Source organism: Flavobacterium buctense, from assembly GCF_014486695.1.
Lineage (GTDB): Bacteria > Bacteroidota > Bacteroidia > Flavobacteriales > Flavobacteriaceae > Flavobacterium > Flavobacterium buctense.
Window position 1 is genome coordinate 1 of sequence record NZ_JACTAB010000005.1, and the last position, 25027, is coordinate 25027.

Below are 25027 nucleotides of genomic sequence, written 5' to 3' on the forward strand. Positions count from 1 at the left end.
TCTCCCAATCCAAATAAAAATCACCCTTTTTTAGAGTTTTTTTCAAACACCTGATTACTCGAATTTTACAAATGTCATTCGTCGATGTTTTGCTTTTCGAAGCGTTTTTAAAAACACAAAACCTGCTCATTTAGCCCCGATAGGAGCTGGCTACCATGTAGCGCGGATAGCGGGACGACGAGTCTTTAAGACAGCTATTGTTCTGCTCCTGATAAATCTTTCCCATATTATACCCTATATATATTGTATGTGTTTTGTTAATCTGTTATATTTGCAGTCCATAAAATTTTAGGAATGATAAAGATTACACTACCTGACGGATCGGTTAAGGAGTTTGGACAGAATTCAACTCCGATGGATGTTGCGAGAAGCATCAGTGAAGGATTAGCACGAAATGTGATTTCGGCAGCCTTTAATGGTACAACCATTGAAACGGAAACTCCATTAACGACCGACGGTTCTCTTATATTATATACATGGAATGACAAAGAGGGTAAAAAAGCTTTTTGGCATTCGACTTCGCACGTGATGGCGCAAGTATTGGAAGAAAAATTTCCAGGCATCAAATTAACCCTTGGACCTGCGATTGACAATGGATTTTATTATGACGTAGACTTTGGGGATAAAAAAATCACCGATGCCGACTTTAAAGCCATTGAAGACCGTGTGTTGGAAATCTCGAGAGAAAAACATGAATTTAAAATGCGTGCCGTTTCTAAAGCAGAAGCTTTGGAAGTTTATAAAAATAACGAATACAAAACCGAATTGATTTCGAATTTGGAAGACGGAACGATTACATTTTGTGATCATGCCAATTTCTTTGATTTGTGTCGTGGTGGTCATATTCCGAATACCGGAATCATCAAAGCGATGAAAATCATGAGCGTTGCCGGTGCTTATTGGCGCGGTGATGAGAAAAATAAGCAGTTGACTCGTGTTTACGGAGTTTCGTTTCCTAAACAAAAAGACTTGACCGATTATTTAGAATTACTGGAAGAAGCGAAACGTCGTGACCACAGAAAACTAGGTAAAGAATTAGATTTATTTACATTTTCACAAAAAGTAGGTCAAGGTTTACCATTATGGTTGCCGAAAGGCGCGGCTTTGAGAGACAGGCTAGAGCAATTTTTGAAAAAAGCACAGAAAAAAGCCGGTTACGAACAAGTAGTTACACCACATATCGGGCAAAAAGAATTGTATGTCACTTCGGGTCACTATGCTAAATATGGTGCTGACAGTTTCCAACCGATTCACACACCGGCAGAAGGCGAAGAGTTTTTGTTAAAACCCATGAACTGCCCGCACCACTGTGAGATTTACAACAACAAACCTTGGTCATACAAAGATTTGCCAAAGCGTTATGCAGAATTCGGAACCGTTTACCGTTATGAGCAATCTGGAGAATTACACGGTTTGACTCGTGTTCGTGGGTTTACTCAGGATGACGCACATATTTTCTGTACACCGGATCAATTGGACAGAGAGTTCAAAAATGTAATCGACCTTGTACTTTATGTATTCGGTTCGTTAGGCTTTGAAAACTTTACTGCTCAGGTTTCGTTGAGAGACAAAGAAAATAGAGATAAGTATATCGGAAGTGATGAAAACTGGGAAAAAGCTGAAAGCGCGATTATCAGTGCGGCCAGCGACAAAGGTTTGAATTACGTGATTGAATATGGCGAAGCCGCTTTCTATGGCCCGAAACTGGATTTCATGGTCAAAGATGCTTTAGGTAGACAATGGCAATTGGGAACGATTCAGGTAGATTACAATTTACCGGAGCGTTTTGAATTGACTTATAAAGGTGCGGATGACAAATTACACCGACCGGTGATGATTCACCGAGCGCCATTTGGTTCGATGGAACGTTTTATCGCTATTTTATTGGAACATACGGCTGGAAATTTCCCACTTTGGCTGATGCCGGAGCAAGCTATTATCTTGTCTTTGAGTGAGAAATATGAAAATTATGCGAAAAAAGTTTTAGAATTGCTAGAAAATCACGAAATTCGCGCCCTAATTGACAACCGCAACGAGACGATTGGAAAGAAAATTCGAGAAGCAGAAGTGCAAAAAATGCCGTTTATGCTGATTGTTGGTGAGGAAGAAGAGAAAAACGGTACGATTTCTGTACGTCGTCACGGACAAGAAGGAAAGGGAAATATCACGGTTACAATTGAGGAATTTGCCAAAATTGTAAACGAAGAAATTGCCAAAACATTAAAAACATTTGAAGTTTAATTTAAATAAGTAAGCCATAGCAATTAGAAACAACAGAGGTTACCAACCTCGAGTAGAAAAAACAGCAGCCCACAGAATTAATAACTTAATTCGTGGTGTAGCAGAAGTTCGTTTAGTCGGAGAAAATATAGAACCGGGAGTGTTTAAGTTTTCCGATGCAATGCGTCTCGCAGAAGAGCAAGAAGTAGATTTGGTAGAGATTTCTCCAAATGCGGATCCACCTGTTTGTAAGTTAATGGATTATGGGAAATTCATTTATCAACAAAAAAAGCGTGATAAAGAATTAAAAGCAAAGTCAACGCAAATCACCGTTAAAGAGATTCGTTTCGGACCTCAAACGGATGAGCATGATTATGAATTCAAAAGAAAGAATGCAGAAAAGTTCCTAAAAGAAGGCTCAAAATTAAAAGCTTTTGTATTCTTCAAAGGACGTTCTATCATTTATAAAGAACAAGGTCAAATCTTATTGTTGCGTTTAGCACAAGATTTGGAAGAATACGGAAAAGTGGAAGCCATGCCCGTATTAGAAGGAAAGAGAATGATTATGTTCATTGCTCCTAAAAAGAAAAGTAAGTAAGTTAAATTAAATAAACTAGGAAAAGATGCCTAAAATGAAAACAAAATCCAGTGCTAAGAAGCGATTCAAAGTAACTGGCTCTGGAAAAATCAAGAGAAAACACGCTTTTAAAAGTCACATCCTGACTAAAAAATCTAAAAAGCGTAAATTGGCTTTAACTCACTCTGCGTTGGTTCACAAAACAGATGAGAAAAGTATCAAACAACAATTAAGAATTATCTAATTTAGTGATTAGTAATTAGTGACTAGTAATTAGTCGTTAAGCTTTTCAATAAATAAAATTCTTTAGGTTAAAAAATTATTTAAAATAACCTTGGAGTATGGCTTTAAAGTTCCCTTGATTCAATTCGGGACGCCTGCTACAAAAAAACAGAAAAATTATGCCAAGATCAGTAAATTCAGTTGCTAAAAGAGCAAGAAGAAAAAAGATAATGAAGCAAGCCAAAGGTTTCTTTGGTCGTCGTAAAAACGTTTGGACAGTTGCTAAAAACGCAGTAGAAAAAGCCATGTGCTATGCTTACCGCGATAGAAAGCAAAACAAAAGAAACTTCCGTTCACTATGGATCACGCGTATCAACGCTGGTGCTCGTTTGGAAGGAATGAGTTACTCACAATTCATGGGATTAGTTAAGAAAAACGGTATCGAATTGAACCGTAAAGTATTGGCTGATTTAGCAATGAATCACCCGGAAGCTTTTAAAGCTGTTGTGAAAAAAGTAAAATAAACGTTTGTACAAACTCAATTTAACTTACTTACATAGAAAATCCCAACCACTCGGTTGGGATTTTTTTTATTTCCTATATTTGACAAAAAAAGCCATGAAAACAAAATCATTAATCAAAACAATACTCTTACTAATTACGCTCACTTTGGGCAGTAGTTGTTCCAAAGACGATAGCGCTCCTGAAGGAGATGTCAGCTTACTGTACAACAGATGGTGGTACAACGATAATGATTCAGCTCCGGCGCCTGATTTGTTATTTAATTCCATAGGTGCTTATCAACAACACCAAGTGATTTCGGGAGTTAGCATTTTTTATAACGGAACTTGGATTTGGGAAAACCAAGACCAAAAAATTATGAAAGTCACTCACGACAACGGAACCGGAACGACAACTACGATTTGGTATCAGTTTTCAGGAATTCAGGAAGGTCGCTTTAAAGTCAAACAATCCACTGATGGCGTCACTTTCTCGAACACCACTTTGGTTTACCTTTATACTAACGAATAAAACCAAGTCCCAACACATTGTTGGGATTTTTTTTATGGCGTGACCACAAGGGTCGCGCTGTCCGCAGTACATGGTACTTCGCTTCCATCGCTCACGCGACAACTTAGACTTCAAGTTGACTAATAATCAATCTTCTTCTTTACAACCAAAGGTCAACCACACCCATTCATTTTAACATTTGTTTTTAAAAATGACACCATTTGATTCCTTACTTTTGGGCTAAACTAAATCCATTATGAAAAAAATTATAATTGCAAGTTGCTTCTTACTCGCCGTGAGCACAACAATAGCACAAAACTATTCTACAGAAAAAAAACAAGACACTCAAGGGTACACTTATGAAACGGTAAAAAACGACAAAACCGGCGTTAGAGTATACACCTTAAAAAACGGACTAAAAGTCTATTTAGCCCAAAATACAGACGAACCTAGAATTCAAACCTATATTCCCGTAAGAACCGGTTCCAACAATGATCCCGCTGACAATACCGGATTAGCGCATTATTTGGAGCACATGGTTTTCAAAGGAACCAGCAAAGTTGGCACCCAAAATTGGGAAACCGAAAAGAAACTCCTTGCCCAAATTTCAGATTTATACGAGCAACACAAAGCAGAAACTGATCCTGAAAAAAAGATTGCGATTTACAAACAAATCGATCAAGTTTCTCAAGAAGCTTCGAAATATTCGGTTGCCAATGAATATGACAAACTAATTTCATCACTTGGTGCTAAGGGAACTAATGCACACACTTCGCTAAACGAGACCGTGTACAAAAACAACATTCCGGCCAATGAATTAGAGAAATGGATGATCGTAGAAAAAGAACGATTTTCTGAGTTAGTGTTGCGTCTTTTTCACACCGAATTAGAAGCTGTGTATGAAGAATTCAACCGCTCTCAAGACAATGATGGGCGTTTGGTTAACTTTGAATTAATGGCTGCTTTATTTCCGGATACGCCTTATGGGCAACAAACCACAATCGGTAAATCGGAACATTTGAAAAACCCTTCTATGGTTGCCATTCACAACTATTTCGATACTTATTATGTGCCTAATAATATGGCTGTAGTTTTAGTAGGTGACTTAGATTTCGATAAAACCATCAAAATGGTAGACCAATACTTTGGTACATTCCAATACAAAGAATTGCCAATGAAGAAAAAAACAGTCGAAAAACCAATGACCACTATCGTTTCAAGAGAAGTTAAAAGCCCAACGGCCGAACGTTTAAATATGGCCTGGAGAACTTCCGGTGACGGAACCAAAGAAGCACAATTAGCAGAAATGGTAGCCGAAATATTGTCAAACGCCGGCGATGTTGGTTTAATTGACATTAATATCAACCAAAAACAATTGGCTTTAAATGCCGGTGGATTCAGCACTACTTTCAATGAATACGGCTATTTAGGCATGAGCATCACCCCAAAAGAAGGGCAAACACTAGAAGAAGCTAGAGATTTACTGCTTACTCAAGTAGAAAAAATCAAAAAAGGCGAATTCGATGAGTGGATGATTCAAGCCATCGTGAACAACATGAAATTAAACCAAATGAAGGCTTATGAATCGGGCGACGGGTTAGCAACTAGCTTATACCGCGTTTTTATTCAAGGTAGAAGTTGGGAAGAAAACCTAGCCGAAATCAATGAGTATTCGAAAATTACCAAAGCGGATATCGTAAAATTTGCCAATGATTTTTTCAAAGACAACTATGTAATTGTTTACAAAAGAAAAGGTGTTAATGACAAATTGGTTCGTGTTTCTAACCCAAAAATCACCCCAATTCAATTGAATCGCGATGCGCAATCAGAGTTTTACAAAAACTTTGCTAAACAAACCGCAACCGATTTAGCACCGGTATTTGTTGATTTCAACAAAGAAATCCAAACCAAAAAAATAAAGAATACCAATGTTAGTTTTATCAAGAACAACACAAATTCTATTTCAAGTTTGTACTATATTTTCAATATGGGTTCAGACCATGACAATAAATTACAATTGGCTGCCGGTATGTTAGATTATTTAGGCACGGATAAAATGAGTTCGGAACAGGTAAAAAAAGAATTTTACAAAATCGGAATCTCTTATTCAGTGAACTTTACTAATGATATGACTTACATTTCGCTTTCGGGCTTGGAGAATAATTTACCAAAAGGAATTGCTTTATTGGAAGACTTATTGAAAAATGTAAAACCGGATCAAAAAGTATATCAAACCCAAGTAGAAAGTATTTTAAACGCTCGAAATAATGCCAAAAAGCGAAAAGAAAGCATCATAAATGCCTTAGTAAATTATGCTAAATACGGTAAAAATTCTCGATTCAGAGATATCATTTCTGAACAAGAATTGAAGGCAATGGATGTGGCCAAACTAACTGATATGATTAAAGGAATGACGAGCTATGAACACCAAATTTTCTTTTATGGAACCGATATGAATCCCATAGTAGCGGCTTTAGAAAAGAACCACAATTTGGCAGCCAACAAACCAATTCCGGCACCAAAACCATATACAGAACCGGAAACAGCCAACAAAGTTTACTTTGCCAATTACGATATGGTTCAAACCGAAATGACCAGAGTTGCCAAAGGCACTCAATACAATCCTAAAATGACCGGAACAGTCAATGTATTTAATTCCTATTTCGGTTCCGGATTGTCTTCCATTGTATTCCAAGAAATCAGAGAATCTAAGTCTTTGGCTTATTCAGCTCGAGCTAATTATGTTATGGCTAACGATAAAAATCTAAGCGATTATATGCAGGTAGCCATCGGAACTCAAGCCAATAAATTACCTCAAGCGGTGGAAGCTATTAATGCTTTATTATCCGAAATGCCCAAAATTGACAAACAATTCAACAATGCCAAAGAGTCGAGTTTGAAACAAATCGCCAGCAGCCGAATTATGAAAACCAATATTTTCTTCAACCAACTTAACTTGAAAAAATTAGGTTTCGATTATGACATTCGTCAAGACATTTATAAAGACATTCAAGGGTTGACTCTAGAAGCAACAAATGATTTTTTCAACAAAGAAGTAAAAACTAAAAAGTACAATACCGCCATTATCGGTAAAAAAGAAAGTTTAGATTTCGCTGCCTTACAAAAATTAGGTGAAATTGAAGAAGTAACTTTAGAGGAAATCTTTAATTACTAATAGTACTCTTTTTAATTATTATAAAAATCTCGGTCTAGCAACCGAGATTTTTTTTTATAAGCGAGTCCAGTTAAAAAAAACTTAAGATTTGCATGTTACATCAAATATTATAGTACTTTGGTTAGTTTTTTAAGACTAACACTTAACCTTATTCATCAATCTATTTAAATTTTTAACTATGAACAAAATTAGACTTACGTTCATGCTTTCTTTAGCGGTACTTCTTAGTTCCGGGTTGTCTCAAGCACAAGACAAATCGAATCGTAAAAAGAAAAACGAAAAAGAAGTGGCTGCGGCAAAAGCAGATTCAATTAAAAACAAAAAGCCGGCTAAAGTTTCTATCACAGATAAGATAAAAACCAGCAAAAAAACAGAAGGCCTTTTTACCATTTACCAAGATACGGTAACCGGAAGCATCCAACTTTACATCAAAAATGACCAATTAAACAAAGAGTTTATTTATCAAAGTTATTCGATGAACGGACCAACAATGCTAGGATTAAACCAAAGCATGCACAGGGCTACAAATATCTTTAACATTAAAAAGGCCAATGACAAAATCGAATTTGGCTTAGTCAATACCAGTTTTTATTATGATAAAGACAATGCGGTAAGCAAAACAGCCGGAACCGACATTGCAGAAGCTATTTTCTTAGCCGAAAAAATTGTGGCCAAAGACAGTACCGGTTATTTAATTGCTGCAGACGGTTTATTTTTAAGTGAAAAATTAGATCCGGTTAAACCGGTAATGCCTCCCGGAATTCCACCGGGTGCAGTTTTTAATTTAGGAAATTTCAATGCTGCCAAATCAAAGTACCACAGTGTTCGCTCGTATCCAAACAATACTGATGTTTTAGTAGACTTAGCTTATGACAATCCTGCTCCTTTAAATGGTGGAGGCGAAGACATTACCGATGCACGTTATGTACGTGTTCGTATCCAACATACTTTTCTAGAAATCCCGGTAAACAACTTCAAATCTCGAAGAGATGATCCACGTGTGGGTTATTTTGGGCAAACCATCAATGACCAGACTAGTATAAAACCAACACCTTACAGAGATATCATCAACCGATGGTATTTGACCAAAAAAGATCCTGCAGCTTTCCTGAGTGAACCGTTAGAACCAATCGTTTGGTGGGTTGAAAACACAACCCCGATAGAGTACAGAGAAACAGTTGTAAATGCAGGAAACAAATGGAACGAAGCTTTTGAAAAAGCAGGTTTTAAAAATGCTGTAGTGATGAAAATCCAACCGGATGATGCTGATTGGGATGCCGGTGATGTTCGCTACAATGTAATTCGATGGGTAGCTTCCGCTAATCCTCCCTATGGTGCTATCGGACCAAGCTTTGCCAATCCTCGTACCGGTCAAATTTTAGGTGCTGATATTACTATTGAATGGGCTTCGGGAAGTAATTCTCCTACTATGGATGAATTGTATTCTGCAAAAACTTCAGAAGAATCAGAAGCACATCTCAATCATTATTTCCACAAAGACGGAACAGCTTGTACCTTAGCAAACGAACTAAAAAATCAGTTCTTAATGGGTACAACGTTAGCTGAATCTTTTGGAGAAGACAAAGCAACCCTATTGAAAGTACACGAAGAGTTTTTATACTATTTGGTTTTACATGAAATGGGACATACGCTTGGCTTAAACCACAACATGAAATCGAGCCAAATGTTGAGTCCGGCTGATTTACACAATAAAGCCATAACAGAAAAAATTGGACTTATCGGTTCGGTAATGGATTATCCGTCGATCAATCTTTCTTTAGACAGAAGCAAACAAGGTAATTACTATACCACTAAACCGGGACCGTATGATCTTTGGGCTATTGAATATGGATACAAAGAATTTGATGAAAAATCAGAAGAAGCTGAATTAGCGAAAATCCTAAGCAGAAGTACTGATCCAAATTTGACTTTCGGAAATGATGCTGATGACATGAGATCACCGGGCAAAGCCATTGATCCTAGAGTAATGGTTAACGACTTAAGCAGCGATGCCGTTGGAAATGCTGAAGAAAGATTTAAATTGGTTAACAATATAATGACCAAATTAAAAACAAAATATAGTAAAACAGGCCAAAGTTATGCCGAATTGAGATCTCGTTTCGGCATGTTAAATGGACAAAGAAGAAATATGGCTTCAGTGGTAAGCCGATATGTTGGTGGAGTTTATGTAGACCGAAGTTTTGTGGGACAAAATACAACCCAAAAACCTTTTACACCGGTAACGGAAGCCCAACAAAAAAGAGCGATTGACATTTTAAATAAATATGTTTTTGCACCGGATGCTTATGATGCCGACGCACCATTGTATCCTTATTTGCAAATGCAACGACGTGGATTTGGTTTCTTCTCTTCTACAGAAGATCCCAAATTAGGCAGTATCTATCAATCGATACAAACTGATGCTACTTTAGGACACATTCTTCACCCAACCACTTTACAAAGGGTTTCCAATTCAAGTTTATATGGCAATACTTATTCTGTTGCTGAAATAATGGGAGATTTAACCAACGGTATTTTTAAAGCAGATTTAGTAGGTAAAGTAAACATGCAACGCCAATACCTTCAGACATATTTTGTTAAAGAAGTGGCTAAAATTGCTGATGTTGATGATGCCAGAAGCAGACACGATGATATTTCAAAAGCGGCCGCACGTCAAACTTTAAAGAAAATTAAATTGATGCTTGCCACTGCTTCCTCTTTAGACGAAAGTACCAGAGCACACAGAAACTATATTGCCTTTTTAATTGAAAATGCTTTAACCATTAAGTAATTGATTTACTTAAAAACATAAATCCCAATTTCGTTTTAAAAAGCGAGATTGGGATTTTTTATTTCTATTTCAAAAAGGTCAACTAAAAACTTCCTCTTTCAAACCATCAAAACTCGCAAAAACCATACTCGGATGCGAATCTTGGTGAAAGATATTTCCTTTTTTATCAATCGCAATAGCGCCGGCAAAACCGTCGAAAGGTTTGAGTTCGTTGAACGTTTTTTCAAAGGCTTGTGCCAATGTAAATCCGTCCGTTACACGAGTTACAATCTTAGCCGCTACAGCACCACTAACAATGTCCTCGCCTACTCCGGTTAAACTTACGCCACAAAATTCGTTGGCATAATTTCCGGCCACGGTAGCTGAATCTGAAATTCTGCCCGGAATTTCAAATCCTTTTCCGCCAGTTGAAGTCGCTACCGCTATTTTACCTTCAGCATCTAAAGCCACACAACCCACAGTCCCGGTTCCGGTTGCTGCTAATTTGGCTTCGTATTCTGCGCTGCGCTGTGGAATTTCGGTAGAAAACTTTTCAAATCCGTGTTGGCGGGCGAAATTCGTAGCACCACTTCCACCCAAGACTTTATCATCATAATTCAACAAAACTTGTGCGACTTGCACCGGATTTTTGACTTCTTCAATATTAATCACACCACTCATTTTCATCGTCGAACCATCCATCAAAGAAGCACTCATTCTGATTTTTCCGTCGCTTTGAATTTGGGAACCAATCCCGGCATTAAACAATTCATCATCTTCCAAAAGAGTAACGGCATAAACAACCGTTTCTAAGGCAGAATGACTTTGTAAGTAAGCATACGATTCTTTAGCAATTCGCAATAATGCTTGCTGTTTCGCTACTTTAGTTTCGTGATTGGTTGATGATTCAGAGAAAAATCCGCCGTGGATTATGATTTTAGACATGTTAGATTATTAGATTGTTAGACATTTTAGACGTCTTAGATAGTTGACTTTCTAAAAATCTAACAATCTAAGCAGTCTAATTATCTAAACATATTGTGAAGACTTAATCGTCATTTTAAAAGTATCCAAATCGAATGTATCACTTTTACTCATTACGTGAGTCACCAAATGATTGATAGAAATGGGTTGACCCAATTCCACTTGAGTTAAATTTGTGTCTTTAATTTCTCTTCCATCCACCAAAATTACCAATCCCGAACCTAAGGCTTCCATTTGACGACCATTGGTAATTAAAAGTCCGGTGTCTTCTCCGAGTCCGATTCCCAATACTTTTGGATTCCCGACTACGGCTTGAAACAAACGTCCGATTCGACCTCTTTGCACAAAATGGGTATCAATAACTACATCGTCAATTAATCCCAATCCCGAAGTGATTTTGACTTCGCCTTTTAATAAAGCTTCATGACTGCTTCCTTGATAAATCATATTATTAGAAGCGGCAGCGGCACCGGCTGAAGTTCCGGCATAGACAAAATCTTCGTTTCGGTATTTACCAATTAGGATTTCATCGAATGTCGTTCCGCCTAAAATGGAGGTCAAACGCAATTGGTCTCCACCGGTAAACATCACCACATCAGCCGCTCGCAGTCTATCCAAAACTTCAGGTTCGGAAGCTTGTTCTCTTCGCTCGATATGAATAACATCTACATTATTTGCCCCTAAATAATTAAAGGCTTTAACATATTCGGGACCAATTTCTCTGGGGATTTTTGAAGCCGTAGTAATGACTTCTATTCTGGAGTTCTCTTTGTTTTTCGATTCCTTGATGATGCGCTTTAAAATACCTTCTTCAAAGAAATTCAAATTCTGCGGAGCGCTTTTGTCCAAATCGGTTTCTGTGAAACTTCCTTTGTCAACCGCACCGCCAATTATTATAAGTTTGCCTTGTATATTCATGTTGGTAAAAATAGGAAAAACTTAAAACTTACCAACCTTTTTTACGATTTTTGAAGCCAATTTATCAACGGACTTATCAAGAATTTCTATTCTCAAATTGTATTATATTTGCCCAATGGAAGTCAATCAAACCCGTATCAATAAATTCTTGTCCGAATCCGGATTCTGTTCGCGTCGCGAAGCCGATAAACTATTGGAACAAGGCCGAATTACCATTAACGGAATTGTACCCGAATTGGGAACCAAAGTTTCTTCGGAAGATGAAATACGTGTCGACGGAAAACTCATTCGTGAAAAAACAGAAAAACCGGTCTATTTGGCTTTCAACAAACCCGTTGGTATTGAATGTACTACGAATCAAAGTGTACGCGACAACATTGTAGATTACATCAATTATCCGAAACGAATTTTTCCAATTGGTCGTTTAGACAAAGCCAGTGAAGGCTTGATTTTCATGACCAATGACGGCGATATTGTCAACAAAATACTTCGAGCACGAAACAACCACGAGAAAGAATATGTAGTGACCGTCGACCGACCGATAACGGACCGATTTATCGAAAGAATGAGCAACGGCATTCCGATTTTGGACACCGTAACCCGTAAATGTAAAGTGGAACAAATCAGTAAATATGTTTTCCGAATCATCTTAACCCAAGGTTTGAACCGTCAAATCCGCAGAATGTGTGAGTATTTGGATTATGAAGTTACGGCCTTGAAAAGAACCCGAATCATCAATATTTCATTGGATGTTCACGTAGGTCGATACAGAGATTTAACTGATGATGAAATTAAGCAGTTGAACAAGTTGATTGAACCTTCGAGCAAAACCGAAGAAGCGAGTTTACCCAAAAAAATCAATCCCAATTTCAATCGCAATAACACTAAGAGATAAATGCTAAAAACGATTTTATATATAGCTTTAGGTGGGGCAATTGGTAGTGTTTTAAGATTTTTGACAACCGTTTTGGTGTCAAAATTTTGGGCAAATCACTTTCCGTTAGCCACCTTTTTAGCGAATATCATCGGGTGTTTCTTAATTGGATTGTTCATCGGTATTTTAGAAAAAAATCAAGTAACAGACAGCAACCTCAAATGGTTTTTAGTCACAGGATTTTGTGGAGGTTATACGACTTTTTCTACTTTTGGAATGGAAAATTACAATTTGTTTCAGAACAATCATTCGCTTTTAGCTTTTGGGTATATAGGTTTGAGTATTATACTCGGACTTTTTGCGGTTTGGTTCGGACTTTTTGTATCCAAATAATTTCCAATTCCTGAAAAAAATGTAACTTCGCCCTCTATGAAAAAAGAAGACATTTTTGCCATCCAACAAGAATTGGCTACGCCGAAAAAAATTGCCATCATTCCGCACCGAAGTCCCGATGGTGACGCTATGGGTTCTACTTTGGCTTTGTACCATTTTCTACTAAAGCTGAATCATCAACCCGTTGTAATTGCCCCAAATGATTTTCCGAATTTTTTAGCTTGGTTACCGGGTTCAGAGACAGTTTTGATTTATGAAAATGACAAAGGGAATTGTACTAAAATTATTCAGGAAGCCGAAATGGTTTTTACCTTAGATTTCAATGCGTTGCACCGAACCGGCGAAATGGAACAAGTGCTCAATAAAGTTACCGTTCCGATGGTAATGATTGACCACCATCAAAAACCTGACAATTACGCTACTTATACTTATTCGGATACAATTTTTGGATCGACTTGTGAGATGATTTACAATTTTATTGCGTTCTTAGGTCACAAGAATTTAATCGATAAAACTATCGCGAGTTGTATTTATACCGGAATAACAACTGATTCGGGTTCGTTTCGCTTTCCGTCAACTACAGGAACCACGCACAGAATTGTGGCTGATTTAATTGATTTAGGCATTGACAACAGTGAAATACACAACCAACTTTTTGACAATAATTCGTACAATCGCTTGCAACTTTTAGGAAGAGCTTTACAAAATATGAAAGTGTTTCCGGAATTTAAAACGTCTTACATCACGCTTTCGCAAAAGGAATTAGACGAATTTCACTATGAAAAAGGAGATACAGAAGGCGTAGTTAATTATGGTTTAACCATTAAAGGCATACATTTTGCGGCAATTTTTATCGAACACCGAGATGAAAATATAATTAAAATCTCGTTCCGTTCGCAAGGAAATTTCGATGTAAATCAATTTGCCAGAGACCATTTCAACGGTGGCGGACACATCAATGCTGCCGGTGGAAAATCATACGAAAGCATGAGAGAAACCATCAAAAAATTTGAACTTTTAATTTCGAAAATAACTATTTAGTACATGAAAAAGAGAAACCAAATTGCTGTTTTACTAATAGTTTTTGTTACAATGATTAGTTGTAAACAACAACAGGCTCGTATGCCGATTTCACGTTCGTCGGGTACTTTTATGAAAGAATCTATTGAACGTAACAAAAAACTAGTGGCAGGAGAAGAAGCTAAAATTGATTCTATTATCAAGAGTAATCCGCAAATTCAATACATTGCTTCAAAAAAAGGGTATTGGTACCATTATGAAAGCAAAAATGAAACCGATACGCTTCGCCCTAAAAAAGGAGACATCGCTAATTTTGACTATGAAATCAAAGACTTAAAGGGCAATGTGGTTTACTCAGAAGTGGAATTGCGCCCGCAAACTTATGCAGTTGATAAACAAAACATCATGATGGGATTACGTCACGGGATTAAACTGATGCGCAAAAACGAGAAGGTGACTTTTCTTTTCCCATCGCATATGGCCTATGGTTACCATGGAGATAATAAACGAATTGGGTCAAACGAGCCTTTAATTTGCACCGTAACTTTAAACGATTTTAAACCTGAAACCAAATTAAAAACCGAAAATTAAAAACTAAAATGAACAAAGCACTCTGTCTTTTTGTATTGGGTTTAGCCTTAATGGTGAGCTCATGTAAAAACGAACACAAGAACTTAAAAGACGGTTTATATGCCGAAATTATTACCTCAAAAGGAACTATTATTTTAGCCTTAGATTATAAAAAAGCACCTATTACAGTCGCCAACTTTGTGACTTTAGCTGAAGGAAATAATCCTTACGTTATGGAAGATTTAAAAGGAAAACCTTTTTATAACGGAACCGTTTTTCATCGCGTAGAAAAAGGATTTGTCATTCAAGGTGGCGATCCATATGGAAATGGTTCGGGAGATCCGGGCTATATCTTTAAAAATGAAATCTGTGATTTAAAACACGATAAGGCAGGTATTTTGGCTATGGCCAATTCGGGACCGGATACCAATGGTTGCCAATTTTACATCACCCAAAAACCAACACCGCAACTCGATGGGAATTACAGCATATTTGGTCATGTTGTTGAAGGCATGAATGTGGTAGATTCTATAGCCATCAATGACGAAATGACTGAGGTAAACATTATCCGAAAAGGAGAAGATGTGAAAAAATTTGATGCCGTTAAAGTATTCTCAGACTTTATCAAAAAACAAAATTCAGCCAAAGATCAAAAAGCTGCTTATTTTAAAGAATTAAAAAAATCGGCTACTAAATCAGCATCGGGTTTAGCTTATAAAATTACACAACCTTCTTCGGCTTCAAGTCCAAAATCAGGTACAGTTGTAATGATTAATTATTCCGGTTACTTAGAAGACGGAACGCTTTTTGATACTAGCGACACTCAAGTAGCCAAACAATTCGGTAAATATGATGAACAAAGGGCTATGCAAAACGGGTATACAAAAATTGCTTTTACCATTGGTGGCCAAAACCAATTAATTCCGGGTTTTGTTGAAGGAATAGAAAAACTGAAAGTAGGAGAAAAAGCAGTACTTTTTATCCCTTCAAATTTAGGATACGGTGAACAAGGTGCAGGAAAAGTAATCCCGCCCAATGCCAATATCATTTTTGAAATAGAATTATTAGAAAAATAAATACAAACGAAATCTATTAAACCATGAAAATAAAAATTAGTATTCTTTGCCTACTTGTCGTGGGATTGACAAGCGGTTTAGCACAAACCAAGAAAAAACCAGCTACCACAAAAACAACAACAGCAGTAGCAGCTAAGCCAAACCCAAATACTGGTAACGAGGGGATTTTTGCTGAAATCGAAACTGATAAAGGTAAAATTTTACTGCAGTTAGAGTATAAAAAAACTCCTATTACCGTAGCTAATTTCATTTCATTAGCTGAAGGAACCAACACTTCAATAGTGGATGAAAAGTACAAAGGAAAACCTTTTTACGACGGATTAAAATTCCATAGAGTAATCGCTGATTTCATGATACAAGGTGGAGATCCTGCCGGAAATGGTTCGGGCGGACCGGGTTACGCATTTAAAGATGAAATTGTTGCCGATTTAAAACACAATCGTCCGGGCGTATTGTCTATGGCCAATTCCGGACCAAGAACAAATGGTTCTCAATTCTTTATCACACACAAAGAAACTCCTTGGTTAGATGGTAAACATACCGTTTTCGGATATGTTCTTAAAGGGCAAGAAGTAGTAACGGCTACCAAACAAGATGATGTTATTAAAAAAATAACTATTACTCGTAAAGGTACAGAAGCCAACAAGTTTGATGCACCAAAAGTTTTTGCCAACTATATGGCCAACAAAGCTGGTGATGAAGCAAAAGAAGCCGCTCTTGCTGCTGAAACCAAAAGAAAACAACAAGAAGCAGAAGCACAAAAACAAGCAGAATACAAAGCCAAATATGGACCGGTTGCCATCGCAAAAGCCAAATATTTAAGTGAAGTGAAAACTACTGCAACTGAAACCACATCCGGCTTAAGATACAAAATCATCCAAACCGGAACCGGAAAAAAACCGGTAGACGGAACTAATGTATTTATTCATTATGCAGGTTATTTAGAAGATGGTTCTTTATTTGATAGTAGCTACGAAACTGTTAATAAAGAATTTGGTAAATTTGATGAAAACAGAGCTAAACAAAATGGTTACCAACCATTTCCTTTTCAATATGGTAAAAAAGACGGACTAATTCCAGGATTTGTTGAAGCATTAGGCACGATGACCTTAGGGGATAAACTAATTGCTTTTATCCCATCTAAATTAGGTTATGGAGAAAGAGGTGCAGGAAATGTGATTCCACCAAACTCCAATATTATTTTTGAAATTGAAATGTTAGAAGCTGTTCCGACTAAATAATTTTCAATTGTTATTAAAAAAAGAGTCCCGAAAATCGGGACTCTTTTTTTATTCTTTTTTATTCATGAACAAATAATACACCGGTATTCCTAAGGCCACTATGACCAAACCTAATCCGGTGTTGACTGTGTCATAAATCAACAAGGCAACACAAATAGCTGCTGTCAAAATAATATATAAGGCCGGAATAATTGGATAACCAAAAGCCTTGTAAGGCCTTTCCGCATCGGGTTCTTTCTTTCTTAGGATAAATATACCGTAAATAGTTAGTATGTAAAAGAGAAGCGAAGCAAAAGTCGCATAAGTCAGTAAGTCGCCATATCTTCCTGATATACAAAGAACACAAGCCCAAAGACATTGAAACCAAAGTGCTTTTTCGGGCACATCATGTTTATTCAATTCGCCTGCTTTTTTGAAGAACAAATTATCTTTGGCCATAGCATAAAACAATCTTCCGCCTGATAAAACCAAGCCACTGTTACAACCAAAAGTCGAAACCATAATCAAACCGGCCATCACAAAAACCCCAATATTACCCATGATCATATTGGCTGCAGCAGCTCCTACTCTATCTTGAGCGGCAAACATGATTCCGTTTTCTACTACCGAACCGTCAGGCGTTCCGGTTAAAGGCAATAAAGCCAAATAGGCAATATTCGCTAAAATATAAATGATGGTAACTATTAAAGTACCCAAAAATAAACTACGCGGAATGTTTTTCTTTGGGTCTTTAATTTCTCCGGCTATAAAAGTCACATTGTTCCAAGCATCACTTGAAAACAAAGAGTTGATTATTGTTGCTCCTATAGCTCCAACTATGGCAATTCCGGTAAGTTTAGTAACAGTAACTGTCTTTGTAGTTTCATCAAAAACTGTTTTACTGGCTTCCCAAGTATTGTCAAAATTATTAGAAAAAGTATCCGTACTGAAGCCTATATACAATCCGAAACCTATTAAAGCAAAGAGCGCAATCAATTTGGCAGAAGTAAAAACCAACTGAATTACCTTTCCGTTTTTAACGCCTTTAGTGTTGATGTAAGTAAGCAAAGCAATGCTCAACATGGCCAAAACCTGGCTGTTTTTAAACACAAAAGAATCGCCTATTCTAAATATTTCATCCTGTAAAAAAGGAAAGAAAACCGCAGCATAATTAGCAAACGTCACGGCTACTGCAGCAATCACTCCGGTTTGAATAACAGTAAAAACAGTCCAACCGTAAAGAAAAGAAGCCAGTTTTCCGTAAGCTCTTTGGATGTAAACAAATTGTCCTCCGGCGGTTGGCATCATTCCGGCTAATTCTCCGTAACTCAATGCGGCTGACATGGTCAACAAACCTGTAATTAACCATGTTACTAATATCCACGCAGCCGAACCTAAATCGCGCGCCATATAAACGGTTACTACAAAAATACCGGATCCTATCATGGAACCGGCAACTATACTGGTGGCGTCAATTAAGCCGAGGGAACGTTTTAATTCGTGTTTTTCTGTCATGTTGGTGGTTTATAGTTTTTGGTTGGTGGTTTAGTTTATCAAATATAGTCAAATAGAGAAAAGAAAATTGAACAAAGAAAAAGACTATTAACTGCTGCTTACTGTGACTGGAAACTGAATACTAGAGTTTTTTCGCTTCTTCCCAAAAGACATCCATCTCTGCCAATGTCATATCGGCTAACGGTTTGCCTAACTCACCGGCTTTGCTTTCCAGATACATGAATCGCTTCATGAATTTTTTATTGGTGCGTTCCAAAGCATCTTCGGGATTGACTTTTAGGAATCGGGCATAGTTAATCATCGAAAAAAGGACATCGCCAAATTCGGCTTCAATTTTATCTTGGTTGCCGGCATTGACCTCAACTTGAAGTTCGGTTAACTCTTCCTGGACTTTGTCCCAAACTTGATGTGGTTCTTCCCAATCGAAACCAACGCCTTTGACTTTGTCTTGAATTCGGCTCGCTTTGACTAAGGCAGGTAAACTTTTCGGTACGCCTTCGAGCACTGATTTTTTACCTTCTTTTAACTTAAGTTTTTCCCAGTTTTGTTTTACTTCTTCTTCATCGGCGACAATTACATCTCCATAAATATGAGGATGACGGTCGATTAATTTGTCACAAATGCTGTTCGCTACATCGGCTATGTCGAAATCATTGGTTTCGCTACCAATTTTGGCATAAAAAACAATGTGCAATAACAAGTCGCCCAACTCTTTTTTGATTTCTTGCAAATCATTATCCAAAATAGCATCGCCCAATTCATAGGTTTCTTCAATGGTTAAATGACGTAAACTTTCGAGGGTTTGCTTTTTGTCCCAAGGACATTTTTCGCGCAAATCATCCATAATATCCAGTAATCGACCGAAAGCTTCAAGTTGTTGTTGACGAGTATTCATAGTTAAGAATTTGTATAAAAATAGAAAATCCTATCATTGCATTGCAACCATAGGATTTGTATTTATAAAGAAGTAATTAACTATTCTTCTTTCTTGGTGTTTTTCTTCGGTGTTTTTTTAGCTTTTACTTCTTCAACCACTTCTTCTTTGATGGCTTCTGCGTTTGCTACTTTTGGTTCTTCTTTAGAAACCAAGCCTTTATCTTGAAGAATATTATACCAATTCAACACTTTTTTAATATCCGAAGCATAAACTCTTTCCTCGTCGTAATCAGGAAGAATTTCTTTGAAATAGGCAATTAGTTTATGGTTGTCTTCTTTGTGAGAAATGGCCGGACCTTCATTTTCTTTGATAGCAATCGCTCTCATAATATCAGCTAACGGTTTCTCTTCGCTATAAGTATACATCGAAATCTCAGAAAGCAAACTCACGTTACTTCTCATTCCTACGGTGATTTTTTTTCCGTCTAATAATGATTCTGCTAAAAACCCGGAACGAGTTTGCAATTTCAATTCGAATAAACCCGGTTTTCCGGCAATAGCTAATATTTTCTCTACGTTCATTGTCTTAATTTAATTTAGGGCACAAATATATTTAAATGTTTATTTCAGCAATGTTAATTATCTTCCTTTTTTGTTGGCAAATTTCATTCTGTAATCAGGGAAAGCTTTGCCATCCATAATGTTTTGTAATTTCTTCTTAATCAATGTTTTTTTCAAGGTCGAAATTTTGTCCGTAAACAAAACACCTTCAATGTGATCGTATTCGTGTTGGATAACTCGAGCAATCAAACCGTCAAACACTTCTGTTTTTTTGTTGAAATCTTCGTCACAATATTCAATCGTGATTCTTTCATTTCTATATACATCTTCGCGCACATCCGGAATACTTAAGCAACCTTCGTTAAAACCCCATTCTTCGCCTTCTTCTTTCAACATTTTGGCATTGATAAAGGTTCTTTTGAAGTTTTTCAACTGGGCCTGTTCTTCTTTAGACAAATCATCGCTGTCGCTGAACGGTTCGGTATCAATGACAAATAATCGGATCGCCATGCCTACTTGTGGCGCGGCCAAACCAACACCATACGCATTGTACATCGTGTCATACATATTGGTGATAATCTCTTTTAAATTTGGATAATCGGGCGTAATTTCTTCCCCAACTTTTCTTAAAACCGGTTCACCATATCCGTAAATAGGAATAATCATTTCTGAATTTTTTTTGCAAAAATAAGGAATTTAAATCATTTTTCTTGTCAAATAATCCTGAAGCAAAATCGTCGCTGCTATTTCATCTACTAAGCCTTTGTTTTGGCGTTGCTTCTTAGATAAGCCACTATCAATCATAGTTTGGAAAGCCATTTTGGAAGTAAAACGCTCATCTACTCTTTCGATTTTCATTTCGGGAAAAGTTGCAGTGAATTTGGTCACAAACTTTTCAATAATCGGCGTACTCTCGGAAGGCTGCCCATTCATTTGCTTGGGTTCACCTATCAAAACTTTAGCGACATTTTCTTTTGAAAAATAATCTTTTAAAAAGGCAATCGCCGTTTCAGACGGAATGGTTGTCAAGCCCGAAGCAATGATTTGCAACTCATCGGTCACGGCTAATCCCGTACGTTTCATTCCATAATCGATGGCGAGAATTCTTGGCATTCTTTATTATTTTGTGGGTTCAAAGGTAGCCAAAATTGCTATTTTTCCTTTCTGAAGTTTAAGAATATTATCTTTAATGGTGTATCGGTCAGTTTCTTCGAGCGCTTTTGAAAAACGGGTTTCCAAATCCATATTGGGACAAGCCATTCGGGTCATGGCAACATTGGAAAATGACAACCCAAAAGCCGATGGCATCACATAACTTCCCATCATCGAATTACATCCGGCATATGCACTAAATCTGCCATCCTTAGAATTTAGCTTCAAAAAATAGTCTTTCTTGCCTTTATGTTCAACTACTTTCCCGTTCAATGTTATTAGTTTCCATTTGGTTTCTGCTAAAGTAACTTTGCCTATAGCAGGATTTACTTTTTTGATCACCGTTTGTGACTCTATTCTATTGTTTAAATCTACAGTTGATTTATCTTTTTCAGTAGTCTCAATAGTTGCATTGGTTTCAGGTTGTTTGGCTAAAACATAAGTCGCCGCCAAATCACCTGTGATTTTTTTACCTGACATATCCAATTGTGTCAAGGTATTTTCACCCACAAAATATTGATTCGGACCATTTTTAACATCTTCTAAAACAATCGCATTACCTTCTTTGTTCCAGGAAAAAGTGCCTTTTTGTTCGAATACTTTGTCTCCTTTGCCTTGGTATTGCGTTTTAATGTTATACGTGTTGTTTTCATTGATGCAGATAACAGTCTCTAAACCTTCGCAATCGGCACAAGGCAATATGCCTTTGTAAGTTCCAATGTAATCCAAGGAATTTTTAGCATTGTGTGCTGCAATATTGTTAAGTGAATCAACCTTTGCAATAGAATCTTGGGTAACTGCTTTGCTATCAGTTTGCTTTTGACAGCTTATAAAAAAGATTAAAAACAATGTAAAAGGTAAAATTTTTGCTTTCATAAGCTATCGTAATTAATGATAAATTAGTCAAGACAAACATACTTATTCTAAAGACTAATACTATGAATTTAACATTTTTTTGATACAATAACCATAGAAATAAATGCTTGGCACTTTCTAAAAATGAAACTATCTTTGCTCAAATTAAAAAACCATGACAACACTACAAAATACCATTGAAAAAGCTTGGGACAACCGCGCTTTATTGCAAGAAGAAACTACTACAACAGCCATCCGAGAAGTGATTGCTTTATTAGATGCCGGAACTTTACGTGTGGCCGAACCAACTTTAGATGGTTGGCAAGTAAACGAATGGGTTAAGAAAGCAGTTGTTATGTATTTCCCAATCCAAAAAATGGAAACCTGGGAAGCCGGAATTTTTGAATACCACGATAAAATGCTTCTTAAAACCGGTTATGCCGAAAAAGGAATCCGCGTAGTGCCACCGGCTACTGCTCGTTATGGAGCTTACATTTCTAAAGGCGTAATTTTAATGCCAAGTTATGTAAACATCGGCGCTTATGTTGATGAAGGAACTATGGTAGATACATGGGCCACGGTTGGTAGTTGTGCCCAAATCGGGAAAGATGTTCACCTTTCCGGCGGTGTTGGAATCGGCGGTGTTTTAGAACCATTACAAGCCGCACCGGTTATCATTGAAGATGGCGCTTTTGTCGGTTCAAGATGTATTGTTGTGGAAGGCGTTCACGTGGGTAAAGAAGCTGTTCTTGGTGCCAATGTATGTCTGACTGCTTCAACCAAAATCATCGACGTAACCGGAAGCGAACCAATCGAATACAAAGGATTTGTTCCGGCGCGTTCCGTAGTCATTCCGGGAAGTTATACTAAATCTTTTGCCGCTGGCGATTACCAAGTGCCTTGTGCCTTAATTATTGGAACCCGTAAACCTTCAACCGATTTAAAAACATCGCTGAACAATGCGTTGAGAGAATACGACGTTGCTGTATAATTTTAAATATCAGATATTAGATATAAATCTAATATTTGAAATCTAATATCTAATATTCCTTATGAAAGTACTGGTAATTCAAATCAAGATGATTGGCGATGTTTTGGCCAGTACTGTCATTTGTGAAACCATCAAAAAAAACCATCCCGAAGCCGAAGTCCATTATCTGATTCAGAAAAATACTTTTGCAGTAGTCGATAACAATCCGTTTATAGACAAGGTGGTTTTCTTTGAACCCGAAGAACATAAAGGTTTTATAAATCTTTATAAATTCGGTAAGGAACTAAAAAAGAGCAATTACGATATTGTCATCGATGCTTATTGTAAATGGGACAGCATTTTGCCGGCTTATTTTTCGGGTGCCAAAACGATTGTCGGGCATTACAAATGGTACACGACTTTTTTCTACACCAAAACCGTAGTTCCGGATGCCGATTGTAATGCAACAGCCAATGCTTATCGCTTATTACTTTCTAAAACGGCGCTGGGCAAAGAAGTGGAAATGATTTATCCACAAATTCATTTACGACAAGAAGAAATCGACAAAGCCAAAGCTTCCGTCAAAATCCATTGCGATACCTCCAAACCTATTTTCATGATTGGTATTTTAGGCAGCGGAAAGAACAAAAGTTTGCCTCCAAAATACATGGCGGAAACTTTAGACATCATCGCGAATACCAAAGATGTCCAGATGCTGTTCAATTATATGCCAAATCAGTTGGAAGAAGTGAAAGCCATTTATGATTTGTGTGTCAAATCTACTCAAGAGAAAATCAACTTAGATTTTTATGCAAAAAGTTTAAGAGATTTTATCGCGCTTCAATCCCAATGCGATGCTTTGATTGGCAACGAAGGCGGCGCGACTAATATGGCTAAAGCTTTGAACATTCCAACCTTTACCATTTATGCTCCATGGATTAACCGAACTTCCTGGAATATCAAAGAAGAAACCGGTTTCTACGACATCGTACACTTAAGTGATTATTATCCTGAATTGTACCTAAAGCACGCCAAAAACTACAAAGGGTTAGCCTTTGAATGGTACGAAAAATTAAAACCGGAATTGTTTGCAGAAAAGTTGAAAGCGTTCGTCAATAGGATTACGAAGTAAACTTATCCAAATACCATTGTACTTGTTGCTCCAACCCTTTTTTGAAGGTGACTTTAGGTTCATAACCCAATAGTTTTCGGGCTTTATCAATCACGGCAGAAGTTCTTTCCTGATCGCCTTTTCGCGCCGGTTTGTGGTCGATTATCAATTGTTTGTTCATGATTGCTTCCACTAAGTTAATTCCTTCTTGTGTCGTGTGAACTTCATCAGTACCTAAGTTGATGATTTCGCCGTTGACGATGTCTTCTTTGCCAATAATAGCAGATAATCCATCTACAATATCGCCCACAAAAGTAAAACTTCTTTCGTGTTTTACGCTGCCTTCAAAAAGAGGAAAAGGCTTGTCGGCATAAAGGTTTTCAATCAGTTTGGTATATAATTTTTCCGGACGTTCTCTTGGTCCGTAAACGGAATACAATCGAATAGAACAGGCATTCATTTTACCCAAACGTTGCAATCCTAAAACCAATTGTTCGGCTGCTAATTTGGTACTGCCGTAAAAAGAAATCGGCTTAGCCGGAACATTTTCATTCACATTCGCCACCAAACCATATACGGAAGACGTCGCAATATTGATAAAGGATTTTAAATTCGGATTGTATTGTAAAACCGCATCGAGTAAATTTTGCGTCGCAAAAATATTATTGGTCACATAATCACTCAAAGGCGTTTCGGCAGAAATTCCCGGTTGCGCCGCTAAGTGATAGATATAATCATAAGGTGTTGAAAAAACCGGTTGCAAGTTGTCATTCAAATCAATTTCGAAAACAGTAATGCCTTTGGTTTTCAAATCGGAAGCGTTTAAACGTTTTAGCGCCGGACTGTAATAATCATTAAAATTATCCAATCCAACCACGTCATGACCTAAATCATGCAGTTTTTCACAAAGATGTGACGCAATAAAACCTGCTGCTCCGGTGACTAATATCCTCATGA

General features: G+C 37.2%; 24 protein-coding genes. 15 read left to right on the forward strand and 9 right to left on the reverse strand.

Annotation, left to right across the window (positions count from 1 at the left end; genetic code table 11):
• Positions 1–294: 294 nt before the first annotated feature.
• The 7 genes from thrS to ICG50_RS09065 all read left to right on the forward strand — a co-directional run bounded on the left by thrS (position 295) and on the right by ICG50_RS09065 (position 9996).
• Positions 295–2241 (forward strand): threonine--tRNA ligase, encoded by a 1947-nt coding sequence (gene thrS, locus ICG50_RS09035; protein WP_187660591.1) that lies wholly within the window; start codon positions 295–297, stop codon positions 2239–2241.
• A gap of 76 nt (positions 2242–2317) precedes the next feature.
• The gene (gene infC, locus ICG50_RS09040) at positions 2318–2818 is read left to right on the forward strand and encodes a translation initiation factor IF-3 (RefSeq protein ID WP_187660748.1); all 501 of its coding nucleotides are present in this window, start codon (positions 2318–2320) and stop codon (positions 2816–2818) included.
• Between the two features lie 25 nt (positions 2819–2843).
• On the forward strand, positions 2844–3041 hold the full coding sequence (rpmI, locus tag ICG50_RS09045; RefSeq protein ID WP_011921545.1) for a 50S ribosomal protein L35: 198 nt from the start codon (positions 2844–2846) through the stop codon (positions 3039–3041).
• A 157-nt stretch (positions 3042–3198) separates the two neighbouring features.
• Positions 3199–3543 (forward strand): 50S ribosomal protein L20, encoded by a 345-nt coding sequence (rplT, locus tag ICG50_RS09050; RefSeq protein ID WP_121313103.1) that lies wholly within the window; start codon positions 3199–3201, stop codon positions 3541–3543.
• A 94-nt stretch (positions 3544–3637) separates the two neighbouring features.
• The gene (locus ICG50_RS09055; RefSeq protein ID WP_187660592.1) at positions 3638–4051 is read left to right on the forward strand and encodes a hypothetical protein; all 414 of its coding nucleotides are present in this window, start codon (positions 3638–3640) and stop codon (positions 4049–4051) included.
• A 235-nt stretch (positions 4052–4286) separates the two neighbouring features.
• On the forward strand, positions 4287–7205 hold the full coding sequence (locus ICG50_RS09060) for a M16 family metallopeptidase (protein ID WP_187660593.1): 2919 nt from the start codon (positions 4287–4289) through the stop codon (positions 7203–7205).
• A gap of 178 nt (positions 7206–7383) precedes the next feature.
• Positions 7384–9996, forward strand: coding sequence for a zinc-dependent metalloprotease (locus ICG50_RS09065; RefSeq protein WP_187660594.1), 2613 nt, complete (start codon positions 7384–7386; stop codon positions 9994–9996).
• Between the two features lie 78 nt (positions 9997–10074).
• Here the strand turns inward: ICG50_RS09065 and ICG50_RS09070 are convergent, their stop codons facing one another.
• Together ICG50_RS09070 and ICG50_RS09075 are read right to left on the reverse strand one after the other, a co-directional pair.
• A complete protein-coding gene (locus ICG50_RS09070) occupies positions 10075–10920 on the reverse strand; it encodes an isoaspartyl peptidase/L-asparaginase (protein WP_187660595.1) in 846 nt (281 codons plus the stop codon).
• An 84-nt stretch (positions 10921–11004) separates the two neighbouring features.
• Complete coding sequence (locus tag ICG50_RS09075; RefSeq protein WP_187660596.1) at positions 11005–11877, reverse strand: cyanophycinase; 873 nt, start codon at positions 11875–11877, stop codon at positions 11005–11007.
• A 115-nt stretch (positions 11878–11992) separates the two neighbouring features.
• Between ICG50_RS09075 and rluF the strand changes: the two genes are divergently transcribed.
• The 6 genes from rluF to ICG50_RS09105 are packed head-to-tail and all read left to right on the forward strand — an operon-like array spanning position 11993 to position 17051.
• On the forward strand, positions 11993–12772 hold the full coding sequence (gene rluF / locus ICG50_RS09080; RefSeq protein WP_187660597.1) for a 23S rRNA pseudouridine(2604) synthase RluF: 780 nt from the start codon (positions 11993–11995) through the stop codon (positions 12770–12772).
• The gene (gene crcB / locus ICG50_RS09085; protein WP_187660598.1) at positions 12773–13144 is read left to right on the forward strand and encodes a fluoride efflux transporter CrcB; all 372 of its coding nucleotides are present in this window, start codon (positions 12773–12775) and stop codon (positions 13142–13144) included.
• A 36-nt stretch (positions 13145–13180) separates the two neighbouring features.
• A complete protein-coding gene (locus ICG50_RS09090) occupies positions 13181–14185 on the forward strand; it encodes a DHH family phosphoesterase (protein ID WP_187660599.1) in 1005 nt (334 codons plus the stop codon).
• Between the two features lie 3 nt (positions 14186–14188).
• Complete coding sequence (gene gldI / locus ICG50_RS09095) at positions 14189–14755, forward strand: gliding motility-associated peptidyl-prolyl isomerase GldI (protein ID WP_187660600.1); 567 nt, start codon at positions 14189–14191, stop codon at positions 14753–14755.
• An 8-nt stretch (positions 14756–14763) separates the two neighbouring features.
• Complete coding sequence (locus ICG50_RS09100; protein WP_187660601.1) at positions 14764–15810, forward strand: peptidylprolyl isomerase; 1047 nt, start codon at positions 14764–14766, stop codon at positions 15808–15810.
• Positions 15811–15833: 23 nt separating this feature from the next.
• Entirely contained in the window at positions 15834–17051 is a 1218-nt protein-coding gene (locus ICG50_RS09105; protein ID WP_187660602.1) for a peptidylprolyl isomerase, read from the forward strand.
• A gap of 48 nt (positions 17052–17099) precedes the next feature.
• Here ICG50_RS09105 and ICG50_RS09110 read toward each other — a convergent pair whose 3' ends face one another.
• The 6 genes from ICG50_RS09110 to ICG50_RS09135 form a co-directional block, all read right to left on the reverse strand.
• Entirely contained in the window at positions 17100–18545 is a 1446-nt protein-coding gene (locus ICG50_RS09110; RefSeq protein WP_187660603.1) for an APC family permease, read from the reverse strand.
• Between the two features lie 121 nt (positions 18546–18666).
• Positions 18667–19440: a nucleoside triphosphate pyrophosphohydrolase gene (gene mazG / locus ICG50_RS09115; RefSeq protein ID WP_187660604.1), complete on the reverse strand. Its 774-nt coding sequence runs from the start codon at positions 19438–19440 to the stop codon at positions 18667–18669.
• 80 nt (positions 19441–19520) lie between these two features.
• The gene (locus ICG50_RS09120; protein ID WP_187660605.1) at positions 19521–20003 is read right to left on the reverse strand and encodes a DUF5606 family protein; all 483 of its coding nucleotides are present in this window, start codon (positions 20001–20003) and stop codon (positions 19521–19523) included.
• A 57-nt stretch (positions 20004–20060) separates the two neighbouring features.
• Positions 20061–20648 (reverse strand): peptide deformylase, encoded by a 588-nt coding sequence (gene def / locus ICG50_RS09125; RefSeq protein WP_187660606.1) that lies wholly within the window; start codon positions 20646–20648, stop codon positions 20061–20063.
• A gap of 30 nt (positions 20649–20678) precedes the next feature.
• Complete coding sequence (gene ruvX / locus ICG50_RS09130; RefSeq protein ID WP_187660607.1) at positions 20679–21095, reverse strand: Holliday junction resolvase RuvX; 417 nt, start codon at positions 21093–21095, stop codon at positions 20679–20681.
• Positions 21096–21101: 6 nt separating this feature from the next.
• Entirely contained in the window at positions 21102–22010 is a 909-nt protein-coding gene (locus ICG50_RS09135) for a copper resistance protein NlpE N-terminal domain-containing protein (RefSeq protein ID WP_187660608.1), read from the reverse strand.
• 154 nt (positions 22011–22164) lie between these two features.
• Here ICG50_RS09135 and ICG50_RS09140 point away from each other — a divergent pair, with 154 nt between their 5' ends.
• Together ICG50_RS09140 and ICG50_RS09145 are read left to right on the forward strand one after the other, a co-directional pair.
• Positions 22165–22980, forward strand: coding sequence for a 2,3,4,5-tetrahydropyridine-2,6-dicarboxylate N-succinyltransferase (locus ICG50_RS09140; RefSeq protein WP_187660609.1), 816 nt, complete (start codon positions 22165–22167; stop codon positions 22978–22980).
• A 61-nt stretch (positions 22981–23041) separates the two neighbouring features.
• Positions 23042–24091 carry a glycosyltransferase family 9 protein gene (locus ICG50_RS09145; RefSeq protein WP_187660610.1) on the forward strand — a complete coding sequence of 350 codons (1050 nt, stop codon included), beginning with the start codon at positions 23042–23044 and terminating at the stop codon, positions 24089–24091.
• Here the strand turns inward: ICG50_RS09145 and ICG50_RS09150 are convergent.
• Positions 24081–25025, reverse strand: coding sequence for an NAD-dependent epimerase/dehydratase family protein (locus ICG50_RS09150; RefSeq protein WP_187660611.1), 945 nt, complete (start codon positions 25023–25025; stop codon positions 24081–24083). The genes ICG50_RS09145 and ICG50_RS09150 overlap by 11 nt on opposite strands.
• Positions 25026–25027 lie beyond the last annotated feature (2 nt).